The 25,664-nt window shown below is 66.4% G+C and carries 29 protein-coding genes; 23 read left to right on the top strand and 6 right to left on the bottom strand.

Translation table 11 applies throughout. The annotated features are described in order from the left end of the window. Positions 1-265: 265 nt before the first annotated feature. The 9 genes from J7643_12125 (at position 266) to J7643_12085 (ending at position 8,847) form a co-directional block, all read left to right on the top strand. Positions 266-979 carry a Crp/Fnr family transcriptional regulator gene (locus J7643_12125; protein ID MBO9541328.1) on the top strand — a complete coding sequence of 238 codons (714 nt, stop codon included), beginning with the start codon at positions 266-268 and terminating at the stop codon, positions 977-979. A 140-nt stretch (positions 980-1,119) separates the two neighbouring features. After that, the gene (locus tag J7643_12120; GenBank protein ID MBO9541327.1) at positions 1,120-2,205 is read left to right on the top strand and encodes a 3-isopropylmalate dehydrogenase; all 1,086 of its coding nucleotides are present in this window, start codon (positions 1,120-1,122) and stop codon (positions 2,203-2,205) included. A 19-nt stretch (positions 2,206-2,224) separates the two neighbouring features. After that, a complete protein-coding gene (locus J7643_12115; GenBank protein ID MBO9541326.1) occupies positions 2,225-4,957 on the top strand; it encodes an HAD-IC family P-type ATPase in 2,733 nt (910 codons plus the stop codon). A gap of 29 nt (positions 4,958-4,986) precedes the next feature. Then, complete coding sequence (locus J7643_12110; GenBank protein ID MBO9541325.1) at positions 4,987-6,093, top strand: sorbosone dehydrogenase family protein; 1,107 nt, start codon at positions 4,987-4,989, stop codon at positions 6,091-6,093. Positions 6,094-6,227: 134 nt separating this feature from the next. Then, positions 6,228-6,707 (top strand): superoxide dismutase family protein, encoded by a 480-nt coding sequence (locus J7643_12105; protein MBO9541324.1) that lies wholly within the window; start codon positions 6,228-6,230, stop codon positions 6,705-6,707. A 79-nt stretch (positions 6,708-6,786) separates the two neighbouring features. Further along, positions 6,787-7,110, top strand: a complete 324-nt coding sequence (locus tag J7643_12100; protein ID MBO9541323.1) for an NHLP leader peptide family natural product precursor — start codon at positions 6,787-6,789, stop codon at positions 7,108-7,110. Between the two features lie 69 nt (positions 7,111-7,179). Then, positions 7,180-7,509 (top strand): hypothetical protein, encoded by a 330-nt coding sequence (locus J7643_12095; protein ID MBO9541322.1) that lies wholly within the window; start codon positions 7,180-7,182, stop codon positions 7,507-7,509. 65 nt (positions 7,510-7,574) lie between these two features. Then, complete coding sequence (locus J7643_12090) at positions 7,575-7,892, top strand: hypothetical protein (GenBank protein ID MBO9541321.1); 318 nt, start codon at positions 7,575-7,577, stop codon at positions 7,890-7,892. A 73-nt stretch (positions 7,893-7,965) separates the two neighbouring features. Further along, positions 7,966-8,847 carry a GNAT family N-acetyltransferase gene (locus J7643_12085; protein MBO9541320.1) on the top strand — a complete coding sequence of 294 codons (882 nt, stop codon included), beginning with the start codon at positions 7,966-7,968 and terminating at the stop codon, positions 8,845-8,847. Here the strand turns inward: J7643_12085 and J7643_12080 are convergent. From J7643_12080 to J7643_12065, 4 genes are all read right to left on the bottom strand, one after another. Further along, positions 8,844-9,140, bottom strand: a complete 297-nt coding sequence (locus J7643_12080; GenBank protein MBO9541319.1) for a hypothetical protein — start codon at positions 9,138-9,140, stop codon at positions 8,844-8,846. The genes J7643_12085 and J7643_12080 overlap by 4 nt on opposite strands. Before the next feature lie 12 nt (positions 9,141-9,152). After that, on the bottom strand, positions 9,153-10,574 hold the full coding sequence (locus tag J7643_12075; GenBank protein MBO9541318.1) for a hypothetical protein: 1,422 nt from the start codon (positions 10,572-10,574) through the stop codon (positions 9,153-9,155). A 111-nt stretch (positions 10,575-10,685) separates the two neighbouring features. Beyond that, positions 10,686-11,414 (bottom strand): hypothetical protein, encoded by a 729-nt coding sequence (locus tag J7643_12070; protein MBO9541317.1) that lies wholly within the window; start codon positions 11,412-11,414, stop codon positions 10,686-10,688. A gap of 30 nt (positions 11,415-11,444) precedes the next feature. Continuing rightward, positions 11,445-11,915 (bottom strand): DoxX family protein, encoded by a 471-nt coding sequence (locus J7643_12065; GenBank protein MBO9541316.1) that lies wholly within the window; start codon positions 11,913-11,915, stop codon positions 11,445-11,447. 152 nt (positions 11,916-12,067) lie between these two features. On the opposite strand from J7643_12065, the gene serS reads away from it, so the two are divergent. From serS to J7643_12040, 5 genes are all read left to right on the top strand, one after another. After that, positions 12,068-13,363: a serine--tRNA ligase gene (gene serS, locus J7643_12060; GenBank protein MBO9541315.1), complete on the top strand. Its 1,296-nt coding sequence runs from the start codon at positions 12,068-12,070 to the stop codon at positions 13,361-13,363. A gap of 74 nt (positions 13,364-13,437) precedes the next feature. After that, the gene (locus J7643_12055) at positions 13,438-14,022 is read left to right on the top strand and encodes a hypothetical protein (GenBank protein ID MBO9541314.1); all 585 of its coding nucleotides are present in this window, start codon (positions 13,438-13,440) and stop codon (positions 14,020-14,022) included. A gap of 18 nt (positions 14,023-14,040) precedes the next feature. Next, entirely contained in the window at positions 14,041-15,123 is a 1,083-nt protein-coding gene (locus J7643_12050) for a type IV pilus twitching motility protein PilT (protein ID MBO9541313.1), read from the top strand. A 24-nt stretch (positions 15,124-15,147) separates the two neighbouring features. Further along, a complete protein-coding gene (locus tag J7643_12045; protein ID MBO9541312.1) occupies positions 15,148-15,660 on the top strand; it encodes a hypothetical protein in 513 nt (170 codons plus the stop codon). Next, positions 15,661-15,834, top strand: coding sequence for a Flp family type IVb pilin (locus J7643_12040; protein MBO9541311.1), 174 nt, complete (start codon positions 15,661-15,663; stop codon positions 15,832-15,834). Positions 15,835-15,923: 89 nt separating this feature from the next. Here the strand turns inward: J7643_12040 and J7643_12035 are convergent, their stop codons facing one another. Continuing rightward, positions 15,924-16,532: an SRPBCC family protein gene (locus J7643_12035; protein MBO9541310.1), complete on the bottom strand. Its 609-nt coding sequence runs from the start codon at positions 16,530-16,532 to the stop codon at positions 15,924-15,926. A 213-nt stretch (positions 16,533-16,745) separates the two neighbouring features. Between J7643_12035 and J7643_12030 the strand changes: the two genes are divergently transcribed. Beyond that, on the top strand, positions 16,746-16,928 hold the full coding sequence (locus J7643_12030; protein ID MBO9541309.1) for a Flp family type IVb pilin: 183 nt from the start codon (positions 16,746-16,748) through the stop codon (positions 16,926-16,928). Between the two features lie 50 nt (positions 16,929-16,978). Here the strand turns inward: J7643_12030 and J7643_12025 are convergent, their stop codons facing one another. After that, positions 16,979-17,749, bottom strand: coding sequence for a hypothetical protein (locus J7643_12025; protein MBO9541308.1), 771 nt, complete (start codon positions 17,747-17,749; stop codon positions 16,979-16,981). 151 nt (positions 17,750-17,900) lie between these two features. On the opposite strand from J7643_12025, the gene J7643_12020 reads away from it, so the two are divergent. From J7643_12020 to tadA, 8 genes are all read left to right on the top strand, one after another. Then, on the top strand, positions 17,901-18,425 hold the full coding sequence (locus J7643_12020) for a prepilin peptidase (protein MBO9541307.1): 525 nt from the start codon (positions 17,901-17,903) through the stop codon (positions 18,423-18,425). A 3-nt stretch (positions 18,426-18,428) separates the two neighbouring features. Next, the gene (locus J7643_12015; protein MBO9541306.1) at positions 18,429-19,403 is read left to right on the top strand and encodes a pilus assembly protein; all 975 of its coding nucleotides are present in this window, start codon (positions 18,429-18,431) and stop codon (positions 19,401-19,403) included. Next, positions 19,403-20,293: a pilus assembly protein gene (locus J7643_12010; protein ID MBO9541305.1), complete on the top strand. Its 891-nt coding sequence runs from the start codon at positions 19,403-19,405 to the stop codon at positions 20,291-20,293. Before J7643_12015 ends, J7643_12010 begins: the two co-directional genes overlap by 1 nt. After that, complete coding sequence (locus tag J7643_12005; GenBank protein MBO9541304.1) at positions 20,277-20,939, top strand: pilus assembly protein; 663 nt, start codon at positions 20,277-20,279, stop codon at positions 20,937-20,939. The genes J7643_12010 and J7643_12005 overlap by 17 nt, the downstream gene beginning before the upstream one ends. An 89-nt stretch (positions 20,940-21,028) precedes the next feature. Continuing rightward, positions 21,029-21,355 (top strand): hypothetical protein, encoded by a 327-nt coding sequence (locus J7643_12000; GenBank protein ID MBO9541303.1) that lies wholly within the window; start codon positions 21,029-21,031, stop codon positions 21,353-21,355. Further along, the gene (gene cpaB, locus J7643_11995) at positions 21,336-22,433 is read left to right on the top strand and encodes a Flp pilus assembly protein CpaB (GenBank protein ID MBO9541302.1); all 1,098 of its coding nucleotides are present in this window, start codon (positions 21,336-21,338) and stop codon (positions 22,431-22,433) included. The genes J7643_12000 and cpaB overlap by 20 nt, the downstream gene beginning before the upstream one ends. An 18-nt stretch (positions 22,434-22,451) precedes the next feature. Further along, a complete protein-coding gene (locus tag J7643_11990) occupies positions 22,452-23,495 on the top strand; it encodes a pilus assembly protein N-terminal domain-containing protein (protein ID MBO9541301.1) in 1,044 nt (347 codons plus the stop codon). A 3-nt stretch (positions 23,496-23,498) separates the two neighbouring features. Further along, the gene (tadA, locus tag J7643_11985; GenBank protein ID MBO9541300.1) at positions 23,499-25,661 is read left to right on the top strand and encodes a Flp pilus assembly complex ATPase component TadA; all 2,163 of its coding nucleotides are present in this window, start codon (positions 23,499-23,501) and stop codon (positions 25,659-25,661) included. Positions 25,662-25,664 lie beyond the last annotated feature (3 nt).

Raw genomic sequence — 25,664 nt, 5'->3', positions numbered from 1 at the left:
GGGAGGCGATGCCTCCCGCTTTTTTTGCGTCCCGGACATGTGACAAAGCGCACGGCCTAACGTAATCAGGGCTTGTTATGTTATGGTCTAAGCTAGGTTATGTAACACCCAGGGCTCTGTAACGTTTCGTGAATCCGCTCAGCAAGCGAGTTTTCGATCTTGTTCCGGTGTTCCTTTGGTTGTTATAATTGCTTGCCACATTCGCAGCGACCTGGATTTGTTGACATCCTGCACGCATCCCGCTCGTGGGAGAAGGAGGTTCCCGTTGGCGCCCAAGGAAGTTCCCCTGACGTCTTCGACGAACGCCGTCGCTTTCCTCCAGCGGGTCTCGATCTTCAAGGGGGTCTCGCCCGAGAGCCTGTCCCGCGTCGCCGCGATCACCGGCGAGAAGACCTACGCCAAGAAGAGCATCATCTTCCATGAGGGCGACGAGGGGGACACCCTCTACATCCTCAAGGTCGGCCGCGTGAAGATCTCGAAGATCACCGAGGATGGCCGCGAGAAAACCCTCACCATCATGCAGCCCGGTGACTTCTTCGGTGAGATGGCCATCTTCGACAATCTCCCCCGCTCGGCGACCGCCGAGGTCATCGACGATGCGGCCACGGTCTACACCGTCGCCAAGCGCGACTTCGAGCGGATCCTCTCGGAGAACCCCTCCATCGCCATGCAGATCATGGGCGATCTCACCCGTCGCATCCGTCAGGTCAACCAGCAGGTTGAGGACCTGGCCTTCAAGGACGTGCACGAGCGCGTCGCGAGCACCCTTAACCTGCTCTCCAAGAGCGAAGGGCGCGCCATCGGCAGCAAGGTGCTCATCAACCTCAAGATGACCCACCAGGACCTGGCCAACATGGTCGGCTCCAGCCGCGAGACCGTCACCCGCGCCCTCAACCGTCTCCAGGACGACGGGGTCATCTCGATCGCCCACCAGCAGATCACCATCAACCAGCCCAACGCCCTCGTTCGTTGGAGATAGCCGCGGGCGCTAGCCGCAGGCGCTGGCGCTAGCCGCTAGGTTTCATCCATCCCCAATCGTCCGGTCGAGGCTCCGCCTCGCCGGGCGATTCTGGTATACAGGTTCCACGGATGGGACGACGACCAGAGCCGGGAGGCACGGTGAGGACGATCCACGTGGGCCTGGTGCCAGGCGACGGCATCGGCCCGGAGGTCATGGAGGAAGCTCGGCGGGTGCTGGAGGCGGCTGGGCTGCGCTTCGGCTTCGGGGTCGAGCTGAGCCGTGGGCTGATCGGCGATGCCGCGCTCGCAGCGGGGAAGTCGTCCCTGCCCATCGAGACGGTGCAATTGTGCGAGCAGGCAGAAGGGGTGCTGCTCGGTCCGGTCGGCGGCGCCCACTGGAGCCACATCACCCACCTCTCGGAGCCCAAGCTCGCCATGCAGCGCCTTCACGGCTGGCTTGGGGCCTACGCCAACCTGCGCCCCTTCCACATCGATGATAGCCTGCTCGGGATTTCCCCGTATCGGCGCGAGATCGTCCGGGGCGTGGATCTGATGGTCGTGCGGGACGTGTCGGCGGGGCTGTACTTCGGGCATCCCCGCGGCATCGAGGTGAGCGAGGGCCGCCGGGTGGCGGTGAACACCCTGGTCTATTCGGAGAGCGAGATCGAGCGGGTCGCGCACGCCGGCTTCCAGGCCGCCGCGCATCGTCGCAACCACCTGGCCCTGGCGACGCTCGCCAAGGTGCTCGAAAGCGGCGAGCTCTGGCTGGAGGTGGTCACCGCGCTGAGCGCGTCCTACCCGCAGGTGCGCTTCACCCCGATCGATCTCGATCAGTGCATGCTGGAGCTTTCCCTCAACCCTCGCCGCTTCGATGTCATCCTGGCCGAGATCTTGGCCGGGGAGCTGCTCTCGACCCAGGCGGCGAGCCTTTCGGGCTCCATGGGCCTCCACCCCTCGGCCGTTCTCTGCCGGAAGGGCGGCGGGCTCTTCTCGCCGGGGCACGGCTCGGCCCCCAGCCTGCAGGGCGAGGGGCGCGCGAACCCGACGGCGGCCATCCTGGCGGCGGCTTTGATGCTCGAGATGGCGCTCGGCATGCCCGAGGAGGCCGCGGGGATCCGGCGGGCGGTGAGCGACGCCATCGCCGCCGGGGCGAGGACCTTCGACATCTGCCAGCACAACCGCAAGCCGCTCTCGACCCGGGCCTTCGTGGATCGGGTGATCACGGCCCTGAGGGCCCCAGGCTAGCCTGCGAGGAGGCGACGAGATGGTCCGCGATACCCCCTCCACCCGCGTCAGGGCACGCGCCTCGGTCAGGCCCTGGCATCAGCTGGAAAGCGAGCGCGTCCTTCACGTTCTGGGATCCGCGCCCTCGGGCCTCACCGCCCCTGAGGCCCGAGGGCGCCTGCGGGACTTCGGCGCCAACGCGCTCGCCGAGCGCGAGCCGCCCGCGCCGTGGCGGCGCTACCTGCGCCAGTTCCGGAGCCCGCTCATCTATGTGCTGCTCGTGGCGGCGGTCGTCTCCTTCTTCGTGGGCGAGCGTTACGACCCCTACGTCATCCTCGGGATCGTCCTGCTCAACGCGACGATCGGCTACTTCCAGGAGGCCCGTGCCGAGCAGGCGCTCTGCGCCCTGCGCCGGATGACCGCCCCCAGGGCCAAGGTGCTGCGCGAGGGGAGGGTCCATGAGCTCCCCGCCTCCGAGGTGGTGCCCGGGGATGTGCTGGTGCTGGAGGCGGGGGATCGGGTGGCGGCGGACGCGCGCCTGCTCGAGGTCTACGAGCTGAGGGTGGACGAGTCGGCCCTGACCGGCGAGTCGCTGCCTTCGGCCAAGGACCCGGCTCCGCTTTCGGCCCCCGATTTGCCCCTCGGCGATCGCCGGAACATGGTCTACATGCACACGAGCGTCACCCTCGGCCGGGGGCGCGCGGTGGTGGTCGCCACCGGCATGGCCAGCGAGGTTGGCGCGATCGCGGGCGAGGTCGCGAGCGTCTCGATGACCTCACCCCTCCTGCGGCAGTTCCGGGCCTTCAGCCGGGTCCTGGGCGCCAGCATCCTGGGCCTCATCGCCGTTGTGCTCGCGCTCGGGATCCTGCGGGGGCTGCCGCCCGCCGGGATGTTTCTAGTGGCGCTCAGCATGGCGGTTTCGGCCATCCCGGAGGGGCTGCCCATCGTCGTGTCGGTCCTGCTCGCGGTGGGCGTCTGGCGCATGGCCCGGCGCAACGCCCTCATTCGCAACCTGCCCGCCGTCGAGGCCCTCGGCTCGGCGACCGTGATTGCGACGGACAAGACCGGCACCCTCACTCTGAACCAGATGACGGTCCAGCGTCTCTACGTGGGGGGCGGCTGGGTGCGGGTGACGGGCGAGGGCTACGCCCCGGCGGGGGAGGTGCTGCCCGAGCCGGAGGGCGCGCCCCTGCCACGGGCAGCGCTCCGGGAGCTTGCGGCGGCCAGCGCCCTCTGCAACGACGCCCTCCTCGAGGAGGCCGAGGGTGCCTGGCGCGTGCTCGGGGACCCTACCGAGGGGGCCTTGCAGAGCCTCGCGCTCAAGCTGGGCTTCGACGAGGACTGGCCCCGCCTCGCCGAGATCCCCTTCGCCTCGGAGCGCCGCTGGATGGCGACCCTTCACGAGGCCCCGGAAGGTACGGTCGCTTACGTCAAGGGCGCCCTGGAGCGCCTCTTGCCGATGGCCGGAAGCGAGTTCGACGCCGAAGGGGGGCTGCGGCCCCTGGACGAGGCCGCCCGCGCACGGTGGCAGGAGGCTTTCGAGGCCATGGCGAGCCGAGCCCTCAGAGTGCTCGCGGTGGGGCGCCTGGCTCCACCTGCGAGCCTCGAGGCCCTCGAGTGTCCGGCCGGGGCGGGCCGGCTCACCCTGGTGGGGCTCGTCGGCATGTGGGATCCGCCGCGGCCCGAGGCAGTTGAGGCCGTGAGCGTCTGCCAGTCCGCAGGCATCCGGGTCGCCATGATCACAGGAGACCACCGCGTCACGGCGAGCGCCATCGCCGAGCGCCTGGGGATCGCGCGGGCCGGACAGCGTCAGGTCGCCGAGGGGCGCGAGGTCGAGGGGCTGGACGAGGTCCAGCTCGCGGCCCGGGTGGCTGAGGCGTCGGTCTACGCCAGGGTGTCCCCCGCGCACAAGCTGCGGATCGTCCGGGCCCTCCAGGCTTCGGGCGAGATCGTGGCCATGACGGGCGACGGGGTCAACGACGCGCCGGCTCTCGCCCAGGCGGACATCGGGGTGGCCATGGGGGGCACCGGCACCGAGGTCGCCAAGGGGGCCGCCGACATGGTGCTGGTGGACGACAACTTCGCGAGCATCGTCGCGGCCGTCGAGGAGGGCCGCACCATTGCCGATAACCTCCGAAAGGTCCTGCATTACCTCCTCTCGACCACCCTGGCCGAGATTCTTACCATCTCGGCGGCGGTGGCGATTGGGCTGCCGCTCCCCCTCCTGGCGGTCCAGATCCTCTGGATCAACCTGGTCACCGATGGCGTGCTCGATAAGGCTCTGGCCCTCGAGCGGCCCGAGCCCGGCCACATGCGCAAGCCGCCCCGGGTGCCGGGCGCGCCGCTCGTCGATCGGCAGATGATCCGTCGGATGGTCGCGGCCGCCCTGGTCATGGCGACGGGCACCCTCGCCGTTTTCGCCTGGGAGCTCGGGCGGGGGGGGGGGCTCGATCGGGCCCGGACCATGGCCTTCGTCACCCTGGTGGCCTTCCAGTGGTTCAGCGCTTTCGTGTTCCGCTCGATCGAGCAGCCCCTTTCGCGCCTGGGGATCTTCTCGAACCCATGGATGCTCTTGGGTCTTGCGATCGCGGTGGCGCTCCAACTGCTCGCGATCTACGCCCCGCCCCTCCATGCGGTGCTCGGCACGGTGCCGCTCTCGCTCGGCGAGCTCGCGCGCGGGGTCGGGGTCGCGGCGAGCCTGCCGGTCCTCGCCGAGCTTCTCAAGCTCGCCCTCGCGAACCGGGCTAGGCAACCAAACGAGCCTTGCGAGTGATATCATGATCCCCTCGCGAGGAGGCCGCCATGCGCAAACGCATCCTGCTGAACCTGGCTCTCGGCATCGGCGCACTCGCCTCGGGGGCCGATGCCGCCCCCCTGCCTCACCCGCTCACGGTGCCTCGGGGGTTTGCGATCGCGCCCTTCGTCGAGGGCCTGCCCGGCCTGCGCTTCATGGCCCTCTCGCCGGCAGGGGATTTGACCGTGAGCCGCCCGAACAAGGGTGAGATCCTCGTCCTCCCCGATCGCAACCGAGACGGCCGCGCCGATCGCGTCGTGGTCTTCGCCTCGGGGCTCGATCGACCCCACGGTCTCGCCTGGCGCGACGGGGCGCTCTACGTCGCCGAGACGGGCGCGATCCTCAAGCTCGAGGACACCGACGGGGATGGCAAGGTGGATCGCAAGCAGGTGCTCAGCCGCGATCTGCCCGCCGGGGGCATGCACTGGACCCGGACCCTCGGCTTCGGCCCGGACGGGGGCCTCTACGTGTCGGCGGGCTCCGACTGCAACGCCTGTATCGAGAAGGACGAGCGCCGCGCGACGATCATGCGCTTCGCGCCGGATGGCAGCGGGCGCCGGATCTTCGCCAAGGGCCTGCGCAATGCGGTCGGCTTCGTCTGGCACCCCGAGACCAAGGCCCTCTGGGCCACCGACAACGGCCGCGACTGGATGGGCAACGACCAACCGCCTGATGAATTGAACCTCGTCAAGGAAGGGGCGCACTACGGCTGGCCCTATTGCTGGGGCGATCGCCACCCGGACCCCGATCTGGGGGATCCCGCGCTCTGCGCCAAGACCGAGCCGCCCGCGCTCGCCTTCCAGGCCCACTCGGCCGCGTTGGGCCTCGCCTTCTACACGGGCGCTCAGTTTCCCGCCGACTACCGGGGGGATGCCTTCGTCGCCTTCCACGGCTCCTGGAATCGCCAACCCCCGACCGGTTACAAGGTGGTGCGGGTCCGCTTCAAAGGCGGCAAGCCCGTCTCCTACGAGGACTTCGCCACTGGCTGGCTGCGAGGTGGCGAGGCCTGGGGGCGGCCCGTGGACGTGCTGCAAGCCCCCGATGGCTCGCTCATGGTGAGCGATGACGCGGGCGGGCGCATCTATCGCGTGACCTACCCTCGCTCGACACGCTGACGAGAATCTCTCTGTTTGGCACGTAGACCTTGGCCCCTGCGATTGGCGAGCATGGGCCCGATGCGGTGTCGATAGCAAGCGGAGGGTTCATGCGAAAGAGTGTTCTGGCCCTGTCGTTCGTGGGCTTCTTGACCATGGGGATGGCGACCGCGCCCTCCTCCCCGGCTCCGACGGCCAAGGCCGTCCTGCGGAACGCGCAGGGAGCGGAGGTCGGCACGGCCAACTTCACCGAGGTGCCGGAGGGGGTTCGGGTCGTCTTGAAGGCGAAGGGCTTGCCGCCCGGGATTCATGCCATGCACCTGCATGCGGTCTGCAAGTGTGAAGGGCCGGACTTCACCTCGGCGGGCCCCCACTTCAACCCCGACCACAAGAAGCACGGCCACAAGAACCCCGAAGGGGCACATGCCGGTGATCTACCGAACATCGAGGTGGGGAAGGACGGTACGGTGGCCGTGGACGTCGTCGCGCCCGGGGTGAACTTGGGGGCGGGCAGCCACTCGCTGCTCTCGGGCGAGGGGACCTCTTTGGTCATCCACGCCAAGCCGGACGACGAGGTGACCGATCCTGCGGGCAACGCGGGGACGCGCATCGTGTGCGGCCCGATCATGAAATAAGTTGCCTGAGGGCAGGAATGATTCCTCTTTTTGGCGGGTATTAGATGATCAGTTGTTGCATCCTCGATAGGAGTTATCAATGTCGAACTGGAGTACCGAATCGCTGACGCAGGCCATCGAGCTGTTCAAGCAGCGCGCCGCCCGTGACACCGAGTTCCGCGCCCTCGCCCTGAAGGACCCGGGTCTCGCCGTCAAGGAGCTGACGGGCGCCGAGGTGCCCGAGGGCTTCACGATCAACGTCCTGGAGTCGCAGGGCGCCGACATGACGATCGTCCTGCCGCCTCTCAAGGCCGACGCCGACGAGCTGGACGAGTCCGAGCTCGAGCTGGTGACGGGCGGGACCTCGTTCTCGGCCTTCATCCTCTACGGTCCGAACGACGCGCCGCCTAAGAAGAAGAAATAGTCACGGCGCCGTTTCCTTGCCGGGTGCCTGAGGCTTCAGGCGCCCGGCATCCCCTTTCAGGAGGCCTCAATGTCGAACTGGAATACCGAATCGCTGCAGCAGGCCATTGAGCAGTTCAAGCAGCGCGCCGCCCGTGACACCGAGTTTCGCGCCCTCGCTCTTAAGGACCCGGCCCTTGCCGTCAAGGAGCTGACGGGCGCCGAGGTGCCCGAAGGCTTCACGATCAACGTCCTGGAGGCGCAGGGCGCCGACATGACGATCGTTCTACCGCCCCTCAAGGCCGATGCCGACGAGCTGGATGAGTCCGAGCTCGAGCTGGTGACGGGTGGGATCTCTTTCCGGGCTTTCATCATCCACGGCGAGGGCGGCACCTACGATACACCGAAGAAGAAAAAATAACGGCGGCGTCCCTTATCGGGTGCCTGAGGCTGCAGGCGCCCGGTATCCCCTTTCAGGAGTCATCCATGTCGAACTGGAATACCGAATCGCTGCAGCAGGCCATTGAGCAGTTCAAGCAGCGCGCCGCCCGTGACACGGAGTTTCGCGCCCTCGCCCTGAAGGACCCGGCCCTTGCCGTCAAGGAGCTGACGGGCGCCGAGGTGCCCGAGGGCTTCACGATCAACGTCCTGGAGGCGCAGGGCGCCGACATGACGATCGTTCTGCCGCCCCTCAAGGCCGACGCCGACGAGCTGGACGAGTCCGAGCTCGAGCTGGTGACGGGTGGGACCTCCTTCGCGGCCATGATCATCTACGACGCGCCGCCGAAGAAAAAGAAGAAGTAACCCTCAAAGCCATCTTGCCGGGCGACCGAGACATCGACGTCTCGGTCGCCCGGCGCGTGTGAGGTTTTCCCTTTTGCTTGCGATCGCTCAGCTTTCCCCCGCAACGGCCCCATCGTATGCCCCCTTTACCTACCGCCAGTACCGCCCGTGGTTGCTCGACGAGCACCACCCGATCGCGCAACGCTTGATCGCCTTCGGGGCGCGGCTCGGGGACGAGCCCGTGGGGCTCGTCGTCGCGGGCATCGAAGAAGACGGTCAGGAGGCAACCCTTTGCTCGGTCTTCGTAAAGGAGGCGCACCGGCGGGCTGGGGTTGGGGCGGCCTTGTTCGAAGCACTCGAGGCGGCCTGCCGAGCACAGGGCATCCGGCGCTTGGCAACGAGGTTCCACGAGGTCGGCGATATGACCGCCCTGCGCCGCCTCCTCTCGCGTGCGGGGTGGGAGGCGCCATCCCTCATCACCCGGTACTACCGCTTTGCGCTGCAGCCCCTACAGGAAGCGCGCTGGCTTGCGCGCTGGCGTGCGCCCTCCCGGTACCGTCTGCTCCCTTGGGATCAGGTGCCGCCAGCCGTCTGGGACGAGGCGGAGCGCGCCCTGGATCATGAGACGGACAACCCGGATTACTTTAGGCCCAGCCGCAAGGCGCAGCCCATCGTGAGTGCCTGCAGCTACGCCTTGTTCGAGGGTGATGAGCTCATCGGGTGGTCCCTGGTGGATCAGGAGATCCCGGGCACGCTCTACTACCGCGCCCTCTTCATCCGGCCGCCTTATCGCGGCAAGGGGCTCGGCATCGCCCTGGCCGCGGCGACGTCCCGCGGGGCCCTGAACTCGGGGGCCTCGCACGGTGTCTTGCAGGTGCTCGAAGAGAACCTCGAGATGCAGAAGGTGCTGAAGCGCCTGGTGCTGCCGCTCCAGCCGAGGGTCACCGCTTACTTCGAGACGGGGCGGGACCTCTAGCTGCCGCCCACGCGGCGCACCATGACGGTCTCGCGCCGCATCTGCCCCTCGGCGTCGTACTCGCGCACCAGCACCTGGCTCGCGCGCTCCATCTCGACGGGCTCGCCCGCCGCGTTCACGGCGAGCTTGACGACGCGTACGATCGGCACGCTCCGGTCCGCGTCGTCGGGATGATCGACCATCTGATCGCCGCGCAGGTAGATGGCGCGCGATTCGAGCGGGACGGTGAAGGCCGGCTTGCGGGCCACGACGGCCCCGGTGTTGCCGTCGACGTATTCGATTTCGTGGTTCATGACGCTTCCAGGCTAGGTGATGCGGGTCTCGAGCTCGGCCCGGGCTTCCTCGGCGGCGTCCGGCTGGGACGCGCTTGCGATGTGGGTGTCCGGGGCGACCACCTCCATCTTACGCCGTAAATCGTCCGAGGGGAGTTCGGGGTTACGCCGCAGGTCGTCCATGAAGTGCTCGGGCATCGGCTCGTTGACGAAGAGCATGTCGGCGTCGAGCGGCTCCTGAGCGATCGGGGGCTTGCTCTTCTGCTCGGATGTCTTCTTCTCGGGGGGCTTTGGTTCCGGAGCTTTCTTTTCGGGCGCCTTCTGGGTGGGCGGCTTCGCCGGGATGAGCTTGTCTGGACTCGGGAGTTCCTGGAGGCCGGGGAGGACCTCCTCGCGAATCTTGCGGTACTCCTGCTTGACCTCCAGGGTCTTGAGGTCCACCGAGGGGGTCTGGTTGCGCGTGGCCGGGTTCGCCTGACCCTTGTCGGTGCTCGGGGCGAACCGGTTCCAGAACTGCTCCATCGCCGCCGCGCGGTTGGGGAAGTCTGCCTGGAACTTGGCGAGCGCTTCGGGCGAGGTCTGGCGGGCCTTGAGGTAGAGCGCCCAGGAGTCCGCGAAGTCCTCGATCGGCGCCGCCTTGGAGTACACGGTCGGCGTCTTGGAATCCTTGGCGATCGCCGCCTCGTAGCCGTCGGGCATCATGAGGCGCTTGCTCGATGCCTTGGGGCTCATCAGGTGGGCCATCTCGTGGTCGAAGGTCTTCTGGTCCAGGTACTTGCCGTTGTGCCAGAAGGTGATGGTCCCGCCGCCGGCAGTCGCTGCCGAGCTGAAGTTCGGCATGTTGTAGGTCTTGGCGAACTCCGCATCCGTCGGGTTCTTGTCGGGGCTGATCTTGAGCACGTCCAGCTCGTCGCGGATCTCGGGCAGGTTCATGGAGAAGTAGTTGACGGCCAGCGCCAAGTTGACCGTGGGGTCCTCGCCCTGGGGCATCTGGAGTTCGAAGCGGTCCTTGCCGACCCGAACGTCGAAGGTCGCTTGCTTGCCGCGGGTGCCTTCGGGCGTGATCTGGACGGTCTCGCTCTGACCGAGTGAGTTGGTGAAGCTGACGGGTTTCTTGCTCGAAAGGGCTTCCTTCACCGTCTGCTGGTGCAGATCGGGCGGGATGGGCTTCATGGGCTCCATCACGGTGACGGTGATGGTGGTCTTGATGGGGGCGTCCTCGCCTTGGGCTGCTTGCGCGGCCTGGAGCGCCGAGCACATGCAGCCGCCGCGATCGTGGGCGCAGGCGCTCTGAGTCTTGGCGTCCGCCGAGAGGGAGAGCGCATCCCCTTGCATCGCCGGGCCGCGTGCGTCGCCTTGCTTGGGCGTCTCAGGAACGGGTGGAGAAGCGCTCGAACCCGATGCCTTGAGCGGCATCGGGTTCGAGGCGAATTGGCTGCGAATCGGTCCTTGCATCACGGGGCCCTTTTAAAGAAGCACTCGACTTCTTTTCTCTTTCCCGGAAAGTGAGCCTTTTCTTGCGCGTTTACAGCGGGTTTTAGCGCAGCCTTAATCCGGTTGCGGAGATCAGCGCTTGACCGTGAACTCGCGGGTGGTGCTGTTGTAGGCGCCGGGGACCACCTTGCCCGCGGGATCCAGCAGCTCCAGCTTGAGGGTGTGGGTGCCGCTCGGGAGGTTCTCGAAGTAGACGGGCAGCCACTCGGTCAGGACGGTGCTCTTGCCGTCGAGGGTGTAGCGGACCTTGTAGCCGGTGGGCGAGAGCTCCGCGTTGCGCAGCCAGAAGTCCATCAGGATGCGATCCGCGGCGGCGCCCTCGTAGGTGCCCTTGGGACGGCTGAAGGTCAAGAGAGGAGCATTGGGATCGATCTTGCGGGCGTTGTCGGCCTTCTTGACCGCGAAGTTGACGAAGGCGAAGGCCTCGGGGTTCTTGATGCTCTCGTGCCAGGCGCGGCTGGGGAAGGCGCGCAGGGTGTGGCTGCCGGGGGCCACGTTCTTGAGGACGACGGGCTTGGAGACGTCGTAGATGGGCTGGTAGGGCTCGTTGTCCAGGATCAGGTGGACGTGCTGGGCGCTGGGGGAGACCTGGTAGTTCTTGAGGTCGAAGGTGACAGTTACGTCACCGCTCGGCAGCACTTCACCCTCCTTGGGGCTCGTGATGCTGAGGCTCGGCAGGGGCTCGGCGATCGCGGTGGCCTCGTCGTGGTCGTGCGCTTGCTTGACGTTCTGCTGGCCGCAGGCGGCGACCCCGAGGGTCAGGGCTGCGACGGCGAGGGTTCTAACGGTGGCGTGAAGCATTCAACGTCTCCTGGTACAGAGCGAGGGGGACTAGGGCGTGGGAGGAGCCTGCGGCTCGGCGGGCCGGAACGGGGTGCGCAGGATGCGATCGAGCGAGTAGCGCCCGCCGCCGATGAGCATGGCCCCGATGGCGATTGCAAGGTAGATGAGGGCCAGCTCGAAGACCTTGAGCGGATCGCCCTGGCCCATGTGGTGCAGGATGGCGACCAGCATGGTGCCTGCGGCAGCGACGGCGGCAAGCGGGGTGAAGAGCCCGAGCGCGATGAAGAGGCCCCCCACGAACTCGGAAAGGGCCGCGAGGTAGGAGAAGAAGAGCGGTGCGGGGAAGCCGAGCGGCTCGACCATGCTCTTGGCGAAGCCCTCGATCACCTTCCCGCCGCTCTGCGTGACGCCGAACAGCTTGGCGTAACCGTGGGTCATCAGCAGGAGCCCGAACGCCACCCGCACGATCAGCCAGCCGATCTCGCGGAATGCGCCGCTTGCCCATTGCTTCCAGAACATGCGCATCCTCCTTCGTTGGGCTCCGTTGTAGCCTTCCGAGCAAGAGGTGTCAATGTACGGACTGGGCGAATCGCTTCGGCGTCGGCTTGGCTTGTGCCTTTAACGCGCGTTATACTGGATCATTCGGCAGCGATAACGTAAGGAGCCTCCCCGTGCTAGACATCAAGCTCATCCGGCAGGAACCCGATCTGGTCAAGCGTGGCCTCGCGCGCCGCGGCTTCGTGTTCGATTTCGACGCCCTGGTCCGCCTCGATACCGAGTTCCGCGAGAACCAGGCCAAGCTGGACGAGCTGCGCTCCATCCGCAACCAGGCCAGCGAGCAGGTCGCCGCCCTCAAGAAGGCCAAGCAGGACGCCTCCGAGGTCATCGCCTCGGTCAAGGCCAACGGCGATCGCATCAAGGAGCTCGAAGCCCGCCAGAACGAGGTGGAGGCCGAGCGCCAGGATCTCATGTACCAGATCCCCAACCTGCCCGATGCCTCGGTGCCCGATGGCCTGAGCGAGGACGACAACGTCGAGATCACGCGCTGGGCCACCCCTCGTGCCTTCGACTTCGAAGCCAAGCCTCACTGGGAGCTGGGCGAGGCCCTGGGGGTCATCGACTTCGAGCGCGCGGTCAAGCTCGCCGGCACCCGCTTCACCCTGATGAAGGGCCACGGCGCGCGCCTGGAGCGAGCGCTCATCAACTTCATGCTCGACCTGCACACCCTCGAGCACGGCTACACCGAGATCCAGCCCCCCTACGTCGCCAACGAGGAGACGATGCTCGCGAACGGCAACCTGCCCAAGTTCGCCGACCAGCTCTTCAAGCTCGAAGACACCAAGCTCTACCTGATCCCGACGGCCGAGATCCCGCTCACCAACCTCTACCGCGACGAGATCCTCGACGAGGCAGTCCTGCCCCTGCACATGACCGCGGGCACCCCCTGCTTCCGCTCTGAGGCGGGGGCGGCGGGCCGCGACACCAAGGGCCTGATCCGCGTCCACCAGTTCGACAAGGTCGAGCTGGTCAAGGTGGTCGCCCCCGAGACCTCGGCCGACGAGCACGAGAAGATGACGGCCAACGCTGAGGCCGTCCTCCAGCGCCTGGGGCTGCCCTACCGCAAGATCCTGCTCTGCGCCGGCGACATGGGCGCCAACGCCATCAAGACCTACGACCTGGAAGTCTGGATGCCCGCCCAGGACAAGTACCGCGAGATCTCGAGCTGCTCGAACTGCGGCGACTTCCAGGCCCGCCGCGGCGGCCTGCGCTTCCGCCGGGACAAGCAGGTCCAGTTCCCCCACACCCTCAACGGGTCGGGGGTTGCGGTCGGCCGCACGGTGGCGGCGATCCTCGAGAACTACCAGCAGGCGGACGGCTCGGTGATCATCCCCGAGGCCCTGCGCCCCTACATGGGCGGGATCGATCGCCTGGTCCCGACCGGAGCCGGCGAAACGGCCAAGGTCTAGCCTTCGCGGATTATCAGGACGGACGCTCGGGTACAATACGAGCGTCCGTCCTTGCGTTTCCGGAGGTTCGCCCCTTGAGCACCGAAACCGTCTCCTCTCAACCCGCCTCGGCCGCCCCTCACAATGCCTTCAACCATCCGCGCCTGCAAGAGCTGATGAAGAAGGCGGGAACCGTGCCGGGCATCGGTCAGGTGCTCTTGCAGATCCTCTTCGACACGGTGAATCCCGCAGACCGGATTCTCGGCTGCTACTACCAGTTCGATGCGACGGCCGGGGCGCCGGGTGAGGCGGCCGGCAACTACTACACCTGCGAGGTCGTGCTCGTCACCTCGGCGTACTTCATCCTGATCAACCTCTTCCCCAAGTCGCACGCCTACCGCAAGAAGAAGATCCACACCATCGGCGAGATCAACCTCAAGTACGATCCGCCCACCATGGACGAGATCAAGAACGTGCAGGCGGGCAAGTTCCTGCCCACCAACCTCACCATGGCCGTCAACTTCATGGACGACAAGGGTCAGGTCGTCGAGACCTGGCAGAGCGAGACCACGCACCCCGAGGCGATTCGCAACCTGTTCGACATCCAGCGGATCCTCAGCAAGTGCGTCGGCTTCCCCCTCGCCCAGATCCCTGCCGCCGCCGTCGGCGCTCAGTCGTAGCGAGGAGCCCCTGTCGTTATGAACATCATCGACTTCCTGCGCACCGCGGTCCAGAAGACCGCCTCGGACATCCACATCAAGGTGGGGTCCAGCCCGGTGCTGCGCATCGACGGCCGCATCGTGCCGACCGAGTACAAGGTGCTCACCCCGGCCGACACCCGTCAGGCGCTCTACAGCCTGATGAACACCGAGCAGCGCCAGCAGTTCGAGCAGAACCGCGAGATCGACATTAGCTTGACCATCGATGGGCTCGCGCGCTTCCGCGTGAACGTCTACTTCGAGCAGGGCAACATCGGCGCGGCCTTCCGCGTCATTCCGCTCAAGCCCCCGGTCGTCGACGGCATGGACCTGCCGCCGGTCATCAAGAAGCTCGCCCTGGAGCGCCAGGGCCTGGTGCTCGTCACCGGCCCCACCGGCTCGGGCAAGTCCACGACGCTCGCGGCCATGGTCGAGTTCATCAACACGACCAAGGACGTCCACATCCTGACCATCGAGGACCCGGTCGAGTTCGTCTACCAGAACAAGAAGTCGGTCATCACCCAGCGCGAGCTGGGCGCCGACACCCTGACCTACCCCAACGCCATCAAGTACGCCCTGCGTCAGGACCCGGACGTGATCCTGATCGGTGAGATGCGCGACCAGGAGACGATCCTCGCGGCCGTCAAGGCGGCCGAGACGGGCCACCTGGTCATGAGCACCATGCACACCACCGACTGCGTGGGCACGGTCTCGCGCGTCATCAGCACCTTCCCCCCGCACGAGCAGGAGGGCATCCGCCACCAGCTCGGCGCCATCCTGCGGGGCGCCATCTCGCAGCGCCTCATCCCGCGCAGCAACGGCCGAGGCCGCCGCGCGGCGGTCGAGGTGCTCGTCTCGACGCCCACCGTGCAGGACATCATCTACAAGAACGAGCTCGACCAGCTCAACCACGTCATCAACCAGGGCGGCATGGACGGCATGCAGAGCATGAACATGGCCCTGTTCAACCTGTACCAGGACGACGTGATCACCCTGGACGACGCCCTCTCCTACTCCGAGAACCCCAACGAGCTGCAGCGCATGATGCGCGGCGCCTTCCACGGCAGCGGCTCGGCCCGCTAGATGTAACCGAAGCAGGAAACTATGTTGAAGCGAATTGGAGCGGTGGCGCTGGTCCTTGGCCTTGCGGGGTGCGGTTGGTACACCAACGTGCCCGCCCAGATCTCGGTGCAGAGTGTCGAGCCGGGCACCGTCGGGGTGGTGTTCAACGGCAGCAGCCCGCCCGCGTTCACCAATCCGACCGTGACGGCGATCGGCGAGCAGGGCTCGCTCGGGGCAACTTACACCCATGCGGCCATCACCTACTTCGACTCGTCGAGCACCCCAATCAAGGAGCTGGACGCCAAGGACGTGTTCCTGAACCTCCGGGTGGCGCCTGCCTCCCTGACGCCCTACACGTCCGATGCCTCCAAGGAGCGCACCTTCACCCAGGGCACCGGCAAGACCGTGCTACCGATCGTCAATCAGAAGGTACTTGACTACGGTACCTCGAACAAGCCGGGCACCCTCACCGCCCAGGTGGTGCTTACCGGCCTGGATGATGCCCAGTTTGGCACCATTCTGAAAATCAACGTGCCGATCGTGTTCTCTGGGCTCTAGATGCGGGGAATTGCCGCGCGTCTACTGCGTGACGAGCACGGGCAGGGCATGATCGAGTACGCGCTCGTGGCGGGGGCGCTCGCGGTCGGGATGATCGTCTCGATCAAGCTCTTGGGCGGCGCGTTCGGCCTCGCCTACGGCCATCATGCAAAGGGCTTGATGCGGGCCCGCTAACGCCTACGGCTTTTCCGTCCAGCGCCTGCGGCTTTTCCGTTCAAGGAAGATAAGAAACGAGCGCCCCCGAATTCTCGGGGGCGCTCGTTTTAGTTGGTGCCGAGGAAGTCCCGCACGCGCTGGATGGAGTCGGGCAGGAGGCTCTCCTGGAAGCGGTTGAGCAGCCAGGTCGGCAGCAGCGGGATGCCGGGGTCGCCCTTGGCCGCGTAGTAGACCTGGCTGAGCTTGGGGCCTTTCGGAACCACTTCGATGGTGCCTTCGTACTCGAGGACGGTACCCTCGACCCGGCGATAGGAGAAAGAGAGGGTCTCGGGGGAGAGGGTGGTGGCATTGGTGACCCACCGATCCCCGATGGGCCAGGGCAGCCCCAGGACCGCGCGCACGTTCAGGACGTTCCCCTTGCGGCTGAGGATCTGGGTCTCCTTGAGCTTGAAGATCTCGGGGTAGCGCGCGTAGTCGGTGAAGGCCGCGTAGACCTTGGAGGCGGGGGCCTTGATCTGGCCGACGGCGCGGAAGTGCTTGAGGGCGTTTGTTGTCTTCTCGACCTGGACGACGATCTCGCCGCGATCGATCCGCGCTTGCTCCTTCTCGCTGAGGGCGCCGAAGGCATCATCATCGTCGGCGCGGACGGGGGAGGCCACCAGCAGGGTACCGGCGATCGTGGCCGTCAGAGAGGTGGCAAGGAGCTTGCTGGTCATCGGGAGCCTTTCTCCAGGCGGAACGAAGGGAGTCTATTCTCTGTCTTATACTTTAGTATATATTTTAGCAAGTGAAGTTTTTATACAAGGTGTCTGTTGGTTTATTCTTATCTTAACCAAAGCTTGAGTTGGATCTTACCGAGTTTGGATCCGGTGGGGCGATAAGAAGGGTGTGAAGAGTTTACCGCCCCGCAGCCAGAGGAGGAACGAACAATGGAACTGATCACCAAGCTCATCCGTGAAGAAGAAGGCCAGTCGATGGTCGAGTACGGTCTGATCGTCGCCGTTGTCGCCCTGGTTTGCGCCGGCACCTACAAGGTCCTCGGTGAGAAGATCAACGGCATGATCGAGAAGCTCGGCAAGAGCGTCGACGCGATGTCCAAGAACATCAAGTAAAAACCGAAATCCAAACGCAAAGGCCCTCGCAACGACGCGAGGGCCTTTTTTTAATGCTCTTCGCGCGGCAGGATTCTCGCCTTGAGGAACTTGCGCTGACCGTTCTCGACGCGCCATTCCGCTTCGAGGATGGCGATCTTGTCGGCGCGCGAGGCGCCCGAAACGGATTGCACGGTCTTGATGCGATCGCGGCCGACCACGTCTAGGTCCGTGATGCCGTCGGCGCCGTAGCCCACGTCCATCCGGCGCTTGAGGGTGCCGTCCGGCCAGTAGAGGCCCGACGAGATGTACTCTTGCTTCTCCTTGGAGCGGTCGAAGACCTTGGAGAGGCCCTTGGCCTCGACCACCACCTGGAAGTTGGGCTTGAAGGTCACCTTGACCTCGACGGGGCGGTTCAGCGCTTCCTGGGGGATCACGGGCTTGAGCTTGCGATCGAAGGTGAAGAGGCTGTAGATCTCGACGGCGCTGGTGCCCGAGGGGTTGAAGGAGACGAGGATCTCCTGGCCGGTGCGGCCGTCCAGGTCCTCCAGGTCGAGCTCGGGATCGTAGCCGGCGTTCATTTTGCCGACGCTCGCACGGTACATGGTGCGCTTGGCACCGTCCTCGACGAAGACGGTCAGGTCCGTCCGGAAACGCTCTCCAGCTTTCTTGCCCTTGAGAAGCACGGTGTCCGGCATCCCGTCGCCGGTGACGTCGCCAACCTCCTTGTCCAGGATGACGAGGCCTTGCCCTTCGCTCGCGGCCCAGGCGCCCGATGCTGCCAGCGCGAGCGATGCAGCTGAAAGCAGCAGGCTCAGGGTCCGACCGAATGCGCGTTTCACCGTGGGTCTCCTTTGGGTCGCGTGGTTGCCACCGTCTAGTATAGGCGCTCTTGCGGACGGGTGATACCATCTGGGGGCCAGGGTATGGTAATTCAAGCAAGTAGTGGCATTGAGACGATTTTTCGTTCGAGCATGAAGGGCGATCGCGTTCGTGTGGACCTGGGGCTTGATTCCGGTGTTGCTGGTGGCCGTCTATACGGACTGGCGCTGGCATCGGATCTATAACTGGCTGACCTTTCCCGCCTTCTTCGCGGGCCTCATCCTGAGCGTGATCATGGGCGGGGTGCCGGGGTTGTTGTCGAGCCTCGCGGGGGCGGGCATCGCCCTGGTGGTCTTCCTCTTCCTGTACCTCTTCGCCAAGATGGGAGCGGGTGATCTCAAGCTGATGGTCGCCATCGGCGCCTGGATCGGCTACCCCCTCATCCTGACGGCGCTGGTGGACGTGGCGCTCGCGGGAGGGGTCATCTCGCTGCTCTTCGCCCTGCGCTACGGGGCCCTGAAGAAGGTCCTGCGCAACATCTACTTCTTCATGCTGAGTCTCTTCACCCCGGGGGCCAAGCCGGATGCCATGCTCGGGACCAGCGCGCTGCCGCCCTTCCCTTACGGGGTCGCGATCGCGGCGGGCACCCTGGTCGCCCTGTTCTACCCGCACCTGCCGACGTTCTTCGGGAGGTAAGGCATGGAGCTTCGGGATCGCGCGCTCAGGGACGAATCCGGCCAGAGCCTGGTCGAGTTCGCCATCGTGCTGCCGATCCTGCTCGTGCTCACCTTCGGTACCATCCAGCTCGGTATCTTCTTGCAGCGCCAGATCACCCTGACGGGGGCGAGCTTCCTGGCGGCCCGCGCGGCCACGGTCGGCGGCCGTGACGGCACCTCTTTCGAGTCTCCTGCCAAGGAGGTACTGCGCGCCTATGGCGAGGAGTCTGAGCAGCCCTGGATCGTGGCGATCACCGATGGCAGTGACGGCAAGCTCTCGGTCAAGGCTGAGGAGAACGAGCGCCTGCTCAAGCTGAGCGCCTTCAAGGACAATCGAGAGTGGAACGACGGAGTCGCCGCCTTCTCACGCTTGCTCGGTAGCGCCAATCCGCCCAAGGTCGGCCAGATGGGCGGGACGATCGCCATCAACCGCGAGTACGTGAGGGGCAAGGGGGCTCGATCCGCGGCCCAGGAGACCACCAATCAGATCGTCGAGTACCAGGCGGACTTGGGGCCGATCAACGGCATCAGCAACCTGACCACCCCGATCACCAGGACCCTTCAGGACAAGCTTGCGCCATTCGGCCTCGGGGACAAGGTGGCGGGCCTGGTGGGGGTCTTCACCTTTAGCCCCCTCCAGTCGGTGGGGCCCAATCCGGGCGGAGCGATCTACACGCCGGGTCGCTCGAAGGCCGCGGTCTACGCCTCGTCGGACAACGAGACCCTCAAGACGGATTTCACCATGCAGTCCGCCCACCTGAAGGAGAGCCTGCGACTCGCTCCCGATGCGCTGAGAGGGCTTCAGGAGGCGTCGTCCCTCCTCGACCCGACGACGAAGGCCAGCCTGGAGCTTGTCCTGTTTGGCGTCAGACAGCTCGCCGACGCTGCGGACAAGACCCTCGTGGGCCTGGATGCCGTCGACTCCCAGGTCTTCGGCGTGACCGGAGGCCGGAAGTGATGCGCCGCCCGTGCTCGATTCGCCGCATTGCCCAAGAAGAGGACGGTCAGGCGCTTATCTACGTCGCCCTGGTCCTGGCGGTGCTCGTGACGGTGCTGTTCGCGCTCTTCGACATGGGGCGCCTCACCACGGCCAAGATCCAGGCCCAGAACGGGGCTGATGCGGCGGCGCTCGCGGCCGTCTCGGTCAAGGTCAGCGTCCACCACACCCGCGAGCTCGCTTACCTCGCCATGACCGAGCAGGGGCTGCGCGCGCGGGTCGAGCTGCTGCATGCCCTGGGGAATCTCAACAATCAAGCCGAGTTCGAGCGTCGCCTCAGTCGCGCCAGGGCCTACGTCAAGCGGATCGAGAAGCTCCAGCAAGGGCTCGTGGATTACAACGCCTGGATCGATCAGGCTGGTCCCGAGATCGTGGCCGACGCGGCCCGTATGGCCTACGTCGCCAACATCCAGGGCATGAACGACCACCTGAGCACTGGGGCTGCGGTCGACGCCCAGAACATCCGGGCCTTCGACGACCAGCAGGCCCTGCGCGAAAACACGACCCAGCAGCAGTTCATCGGCGCGGTCAACTACCCCGTCGAGGGCCTGGGCAAGCAGAAGGGCGCGGGTAAGAGCTTCGTCGAGGTCGTTCCCAAGTACCAGGGCTCCAACTGGTCGCTCTTCGGCGTCAATACCGGCGAGACCGCGGTGGACGTGGCCGCCTGGGCCTCGGCGGGCTACGTCTCCAGCGAGGAGATTTCGAAGGACCCGGCGGCCAAGGGGCAGGCCCTCAAGATCGGGGCCTTCGGGCTGAGGTGGTACTCGCCGCGCCTGGTGAGGACGGGGCAGAAGCACAACGGCAGCTTCGGCGGCTCGAATGCGGGAGGCGGCATTGTCTCGGAGCACTAGCCCCCAGAAGGGGCAAGCGATGGTCGAGGCGGGGCTGCTGCTGCCCTTGCTCGTCTTCATGCTGCTCGCCGTCGCCTTTATCGGCTTCGGGATCTACGAGCGCCAGAACGTGCTCATCGCGAGCCGCTTCGCCGCCCGCGAGGCCTCGATCAACGCCATGGCCGGCGGCGTCAACGACAAGCTCATGGGGGTCAGCGTCCTCAAGGAAGCGGCCAACGGCAACGAGCGCGCTACCTATGCCAAGAAGGTACTGGGTAGTGCCCGCACGGTGAACGCGGCCCCGCCCACCTGGCGCTACGAGAGCGTTTCCCCGCGCAAGGCTCTCAAGGAGCCCGTTCCGCTCGGCAGCTACGCTCGGGCCTACGTCGCCAAGGACCCCACCGGCAAGTTCGGCATTGGCTTTGTCATGTACGGCCAGCGCATCACCTCCAAGGCGGGCTGGTTCGAGTCGGTCGGCACCGGCGCCAACGAGGGTGCGCGCCTCGTCACGGGCAAGACCGGCAAGATCTGGGACGGGATGGGCGTGCGGGCCGAGGCCTACATGCCGAGCGAGCTGCCCGTGCGGATGCCCGTCGGCGCCAAGGTCGGCCTGGTGGACCTGAACCCCTGGATCAAGGACATCCTCGAGGAGCCGCTGGCGCCGTGAGGCTTCTTGCCGCTCTCATCCTGACACTCGGGGTGCAGCTCCCGGCCTTCGCTTCTGTGACAGAGGAGCTAGCGCGGGGTAAGATACCCTTGTATCCTGGCGCCAAGCCGCATCCCACCAGGCTCTCCAAGGGTGACCAAGCGATCGTGACCGTCGAGGCGGACCTCCGGTCGGTCGTGGCCTTCTACCGCAAGGAGCTTCCCCGCAAGGGCTGGCGATCGGCCATCGACGACGACCTCCTGAACCGGGATCTCGACAAGGTTCCGCTCGCGCTCTTGCTCTACGAGAAGGGCGACGCGCGCCTGAGGGTCGTCGTGGCGTCCAGGCCGGGCGCAAAGCCCGTCTCGACGATCTGGCTCGGAGCCGAACCGAGCCGCAGGCAACAGGAGTTGGAGCATGGCAAACCTGCGCGATAAGCTGCGCGAGCAACCTCCGGAGCCGCCCGAAGAGGGCCTCCGGCAGTCGCGCGTCGCGAAGAAGGCCGTCACCAAGCACCTGGTCGCCAAGGCGAAGGCCCGCTCGGGGACCGCTGCCCGGGTCGGCGCCAAGGCCAAGGGCCGCTCCAAGGCGAAGGCCGCCCCCAAGCCCTCGTTGCTCGACGGGCTGGACGTCAACCGCAAGCTCCTCTTCGCCGCCCTCGGCATCGCGGCCCTGGCGGGCCTGATCGCCGTCACCTACCTCTCGGACCTTTCGGACGGCATCATGGACGGCGGCAAGCTGGTCGAGGTCTACGTTCCCTCCGAGGACCTGCCCGCCCGCAAGCAGCTCGACTCGTCGGTCGTCACGACCGTGAAGTTCCCCAAGAAGCTCTTGCCCGAGGGCGCCATCGTCGAGGAGAAGGACTTCGAGGGCAAGATCACCCTCGCGCCGGTCGTGAAGGGCGAGATCCTCCACAAGAAGCGCGTCGGTGTGCCGTCGGCCGCGACCGGCGTGGCGCCCAAGCTGAAGGCCAACGAGCGCGGTTTCCTGTTCGTGCCCGATGGGGCCAACGACATCGCCCTGGTCAAGCCCGACGACTACGTGGACCTGACGGCGACCATCCAGACGCCGACGGGCTTCCTCTCGACCAAGGTCGCCCAGCGCGTGCGGGTGATGTCGGTGGGCAACCGCTTCTCCAATGCGATCGCAGCCTCCGAAGAGGAGGCGAGCTCCGCTTACGGCGACCTCTTGACCCTCGCGGTGCCCTCCACCAAGGTGGCGCTCTTGACCGCCCTCAAGCAGCAGGGCAACCTGAGCCTCTCGCTGCGCGAGCAGGGCGACACTTCGGTCACGCCGCCCGAGATCGCCGAGAGCGAGCTGGTGCGCTACGTGCTCGGCAAGGTGCCGGTGGTCCAGGCGCCCCGCCCAGTGCCGGTGAAGGTGGCGCCGCGCCCGGTCGTCGTCCGCGAGCCCGCGCCGCCGCGTCCCCGTCCGGTCGCCACGGCCCGCCCCGCCGAGCCCAAGCGCCAGCAGCTCGAGATCTACAGCGGTACGACGCTGATCCAGAAGAAGTAGACAAGAAGGAGTTCCGCCGTGTTGCGCGCTTGGGTCAAGGGAAAGCTGCTGTCAGGGGTGCTGGCGATGATGCTGATCGTCGCGGGTGCTGCCTCGCCGGCGCTTGCGATCGCTCCTGACATCGTGATCCGCATGGGCCAGACCATCGTCTACACCGTCCCCGAAGGGGTCGAGCGCGTGGCGATCGGCGACGGCGAGGTGCTGGGCGTTCAGCCACTCGGTGGCCAGAGCAAGGACCTGCTCATCAGCGCCAAGAAGCCGGGCTTCACCAACTTCCTGGTCTGGCCCCTGCCCTACAAGGGCCCGGATGGCCGCATGATCCAGGGGGCGGTGCGCAACTACAACATCGAGGTCCTGACCTACCGCCGGCCCGAGATGGTGGCGGTGCGGGTCAAGGTGCTGGAAGTCAGCCGCTCCGAGTCGGGCAAGACCGGCGTGGACTGGAGCGACGCGGTCTCCTGGACCGAGGCGCCCCCCAACTCGCCTTTCCGGGTCGGGCTGCCCATGCGCTCGTCGCTGCTCGAAGCCCAGCTCAACATGATGGTGCAGAACCGCAAGGCCAAGCTCCTCGCGCAGCCCACCCTGCTCACCATGAGCGGCGAGAGCGCCAAGTTCCTCTCGGGGGGCGAGATCCCCATCCCCTTGATCCTCAACAACAGCTCCTCGATCGAGTGGAAGCCCTTCGGCGTCAAGCTGGACGTGACCCCGCGCGTCGAAGGGGCCGACACCATGGTGCTCAAGGTGCGCCCTGAGGTCTCGCGCATCGACCAGGCCAACGCGATCAAGCTGCCCAACATCTCGGTGCCCGCCGTCGCGACCCGCTGGACCGAGACCTTCATGCAGCTCAAGAGTGGCGAGAGCATCGTCGTCTCGGGCCTCCTGTCGGATGAGGACGAGGAGACGGTCACGGGCGTGCCCATCCTCTCGAGCATTCCCTTCCTCGGTGAGGCCTTCAAGTATCGCGAGAGCCGCAAGAACCACACCGAGCTGGTCTTCTTGCTGACCCCGACCATCGTGAATAACCCGGCCTCCATGCCGGAGAACGAGTACGGGAAGCGCTAGGCCATGGCATCCCGCTTGATCCTGGTCTTCGGTGCCAAGGGAGGTCTCGGGCGTTCGGTCATCGCGGGCAACCTCGCGGTGGCGATCGCCCGGCGAACCAAGCGCGCGACCGCCCTCTGGGACCTGGACTGGATGGGCGGGGGCTCGCAGGCTTCCTACTTGGATCTAGACCCGCCCCCCGGCAACTGGGCGGATGTGGTCCGCGGCGCCAAGGCCCTCGACGATGCGCTTGCCGAGCACGAGTCGGGGGTGTCGCTCTTGGCCGCACCGCCGGTTGGAGAGGCTCTCGTGCCGCGCGCGGCGGACGTGGCTTCGATCGCTCGTGAGCTTGCGCGCGACCACGAATTGGTCGTGGCCGACACCAGCTTCCCGAACCTCGGCCACGAGGCGATGGTTGCCCTCTTCGACATGGCGAGCGTCGTCTTGTTGCTCGTCACCCCGGACATCACGACCCTCAACGCCTCCAAGGCGGTCATCGACCAGGCGCGCGCGCTGCGCTTCCCCCTGGAGAAGATCCACGTGGTCCTCAATCGCGCCGGCAGCGTGGACGAGCTGGGCCCCGATGACATTACCGAGCACCTGGAGCGGCCGCTCATCGGCCAGGTGCCCTCCAGCGGCGCGGTCGTCGCCTCGCTCAATCGGGGCGAGCCCATCGTCCTCAAGCAGCCCAGCCACCCCGTCTCGGCGGGGATCCTGCAGCTGGGGGCTCGCGCCCTCGCGCAGAGCGCGACCAACCTCGAAAGCGCCGCCAAGGGCGTGCTCGCCCGCGCTACCGAGCGGCCCGTCACGCAGGCGGCTCCGGGCCCGAGCGCGTCGGTCGCCCCTTCGAGTGCAGGCAGCGAGGTGAAGGCGGTCGTTCCCCACCAGGCGCCCGTGGTCGACGAGGCGCTCGTGGAGCTGAGACGCGAGGTGCACCGGGAGCTGGTCGAGGCGCTCAAGCGCTTCAACCTGAGCCTGGAGTACCTGGCGGACCCCACGCGCAAGGGCGAGATCCGCGAGAAGGTGCTGGAGGTGACGGCCGAGATCCTCGACCAGCTCGAGGACGTGCCCCTGCGCAACCGCGCCGAGCGCGTGGCCTTCATCAACGCGATCGCCGACGAGGCGGTGGGCTTCGGGCCCCTGGAGCGCTTCCTGGCGGATCCGGCGGTCACCGAAGTCATGGTCAACGGCCACCGGACCATCTACGTGGAGCGCAGCGGCAAGCTGACCCGCACCCCGGACACCTTCACCGACGAGAAGCAGCTGCGCGTCGTGATCGACCGGATCGTGGCCCCCATCGGGCGACGGGTGGACGAGAGCTCGCCCATGTGCGACGCGCGCTTGCCGGACGGTAGCCGCGTCAACGTGATCATCCCGCCTTTGGCGCTCACGGGCTCGACCATCACCATCCGAAAGTTCCCGAACTACCGGCTCGGCATCGAGGACCTGGTCAAGTTCGGTTCCTTGAACCAGGACATGGCGCACTTCCTCAAGTGCAGCATCCTCGCCAAGCTCAACGTCTTCATCTCGGGGGGGACGGGCTCGGGTAAGACCACCTTGCTCAACGTGCTCTCGGGCTTCATCCCCAGCGACGAGCGCATCGTGACCATCGAGGATGCCGCCGAACTGAAGCTCCACCAGGATCACGTCATCTCGCTGGAGAGCCGGCCGCCCAACCTGGAAGGGACCGGGGCGATCGCCATCCGCGACCTGGTGCGCAACAGCTTGCGTATGCGCCCCGACCGCATCATCGTGGGTGAGGTCCGTGGCGGCGAGGCCCTCGACATGCTCCAGGCTATGAACACCGGTCACGACGGCAGCCTTGCCACGGGCCACGCCAACAGCCCGCGCGACGCCCTGTCCCGCCTCGAGACCATGGTCCTGATGGGCGGCGTGGAGCTACCGAGCCGTGCCATCCGCGAGCAGATCGCGAGCGCCATCCAGATCATCGTGCAGATCTCGCGCCTCAAGGACGGCTCGCGCAAGATCACCCGCATCTCGGAAGTCGCCGGGATGGAGAGCGACACCATCGTGATGCAGGACCTCTTCGCCTACGACCAGGAGACCGTCGATGCGCAGGGCCGCGTGGTCGGTCAGTTCCGCTACACGGGCCTGGTGCCCAACGCTGCCGATCAGTTCGCCCGGGTGGGCCTGAAGTTCGGCGCGGGCGGCATGTCGCTTTCCTGATAG

This window comes from bacterium, assembly GCA_017744355.1.
Classification (GTDB): Bacteria; Cyanobacteriota; Sericytochromatia; order S15B-MN24; family UBA4093; genus JAGIBK01.
The sequence above is the reverse complement of the archived record's forward strand: the minus strand, read 5'-3'. Positions and strand labels throughout refer to the sequence as shown.

What these genes read in the sequence shown, in the direction of transcription:
- J7643_12050 (MBO9541313.1), top strand. Translation starts at nt 14,041, where the DNA reads ATGAACATCATCGACTTCCTGCGCACCGCGGTCCAGAAGACCGCCTCG.
- J7643_12030 (MBO9541309.1), top strand. Translation starts at nt 16,746, where the DNA reads ATGGAACTGATCACCAAGCTCATCCGTGAAGAAGAAGGCCAGTCGATG.
- J7643_12115 (MBO9541326.1), top strand. Translation starts at nt 2,225, where the DNA reads ATGGTCCGCGATACCCCCTCCACCCGCGTCAGGGCACGCGCCTCGGTC.
- J7643_12080 (MBO9541319.1), bottom strand. Translation starts at nt 9,140, where the DNA reads ATGAACCACGAAATCGAATACGTCGACGGCAACACCGGGGCCGTCGTG.
- J7643_12015 (MBO9541306.1), top strand. Translation starts at nt 18,429, where the DNA reads ATGGAGCTTCGGGATCGCGCGCTCAGGGACGAATCCGGCCAGAGCCTG.
- J7643_12065 (MBO9541316.1), bottom strand. Translation starts at nt 11,915, where the DNA reads ATGTTCTGGAAGCAATGGGCAAGCGGCGCATTCCGCGAGATCGGCTGG.
- J7643_12040 (MBO9541311.1), top strand. Translation starts at nt 15,661, where the DNA reads ATGCGGGGAATTGCCGCGCGTCTACTGCGTGACGAGCACGGGCAGGGC.
- tadA (MBO9541300.1), top strand. Translation starts at nt 23,499, where the DNA reads ATGGCATCCCGCTTGATCCTGGTCTTCGGTGCCAAGGGAGGTCTCGGG.
- J7643_12100 (MBO9541323.1), top strand. Translation starts at nt 6,787, where the DNA reads ATGTCGAACTGGAGTACCGAATCGCTGACGCAGGCCATCGAGCTGTTC.
- J7643_12095 (MBO9541322.1), top strand. Translation starts at nt 7,180, where the DNA reads ATGTCGAACTGGAATACCGAATCGCTGCAGCAGGCCATTGAGCAGTTC.
- J7643_12075 (MBO9541318.1), bottom strand. Translation starts at nt 10,574, where the DNA reads ATGCAAGGACCGATTCGCAGCCAATTCGCCTCGAACCCGATGCCGCTC.
- J7643_12035 (MBO9541310.1), bottom strand. Translation starts at nt 16,532, where the DNA reads ATGACCAGCAAGCTCCTTGCCACCTCTCTGACGGCCACGATCGCCGGT.
- J7643_12010 (MBO9541305.1), top strand. Translation starts at nt 19,403, where the DNA reads ATGCGCCGCCCGTGCTCGATTCGCCGCATTGCCCAAGAAGAGGACGGT.
- J7643_12105 (MBO9541324.1), top strand. Translation starts at nt 6,228, where the DNA reads ATGGGGATGGCGACCGCGCCCTCCTCCCCGGCTCCGACGGCCAAGGCC.
- cpaB (MBO9541302.1), top strand. Translation starts at nt 21,336, where the DNA reads ATGGCAAACCTGCGCGATAAGCTGCGCGAGCAACCTCCGGAGCCGCCC.
- J7643_12090 (MBO9541321.1), top strand. Translation starts at nt 7,575, where the DNA reads ATGTCGAACTGGAATACCGAATCGCTGCAGCAGGCCATTGAGCAGTTC.
- J7643_12070 (MBO9541317.1), bottom strand. Translation starts at nt 11,414, where the DNA reads ATGCTTCACGCCACCGTTAGAACCCTCGCCGTCGCAGCCCTGACCCTC.
- J7643_12110 (MBO9541325.1), top strand. Translation starts at nt 4,987, where the DNA reads ATGCGCAAACGCATCCTGCTGAACCTGGCTCTCGGCATCGGCGCACTC.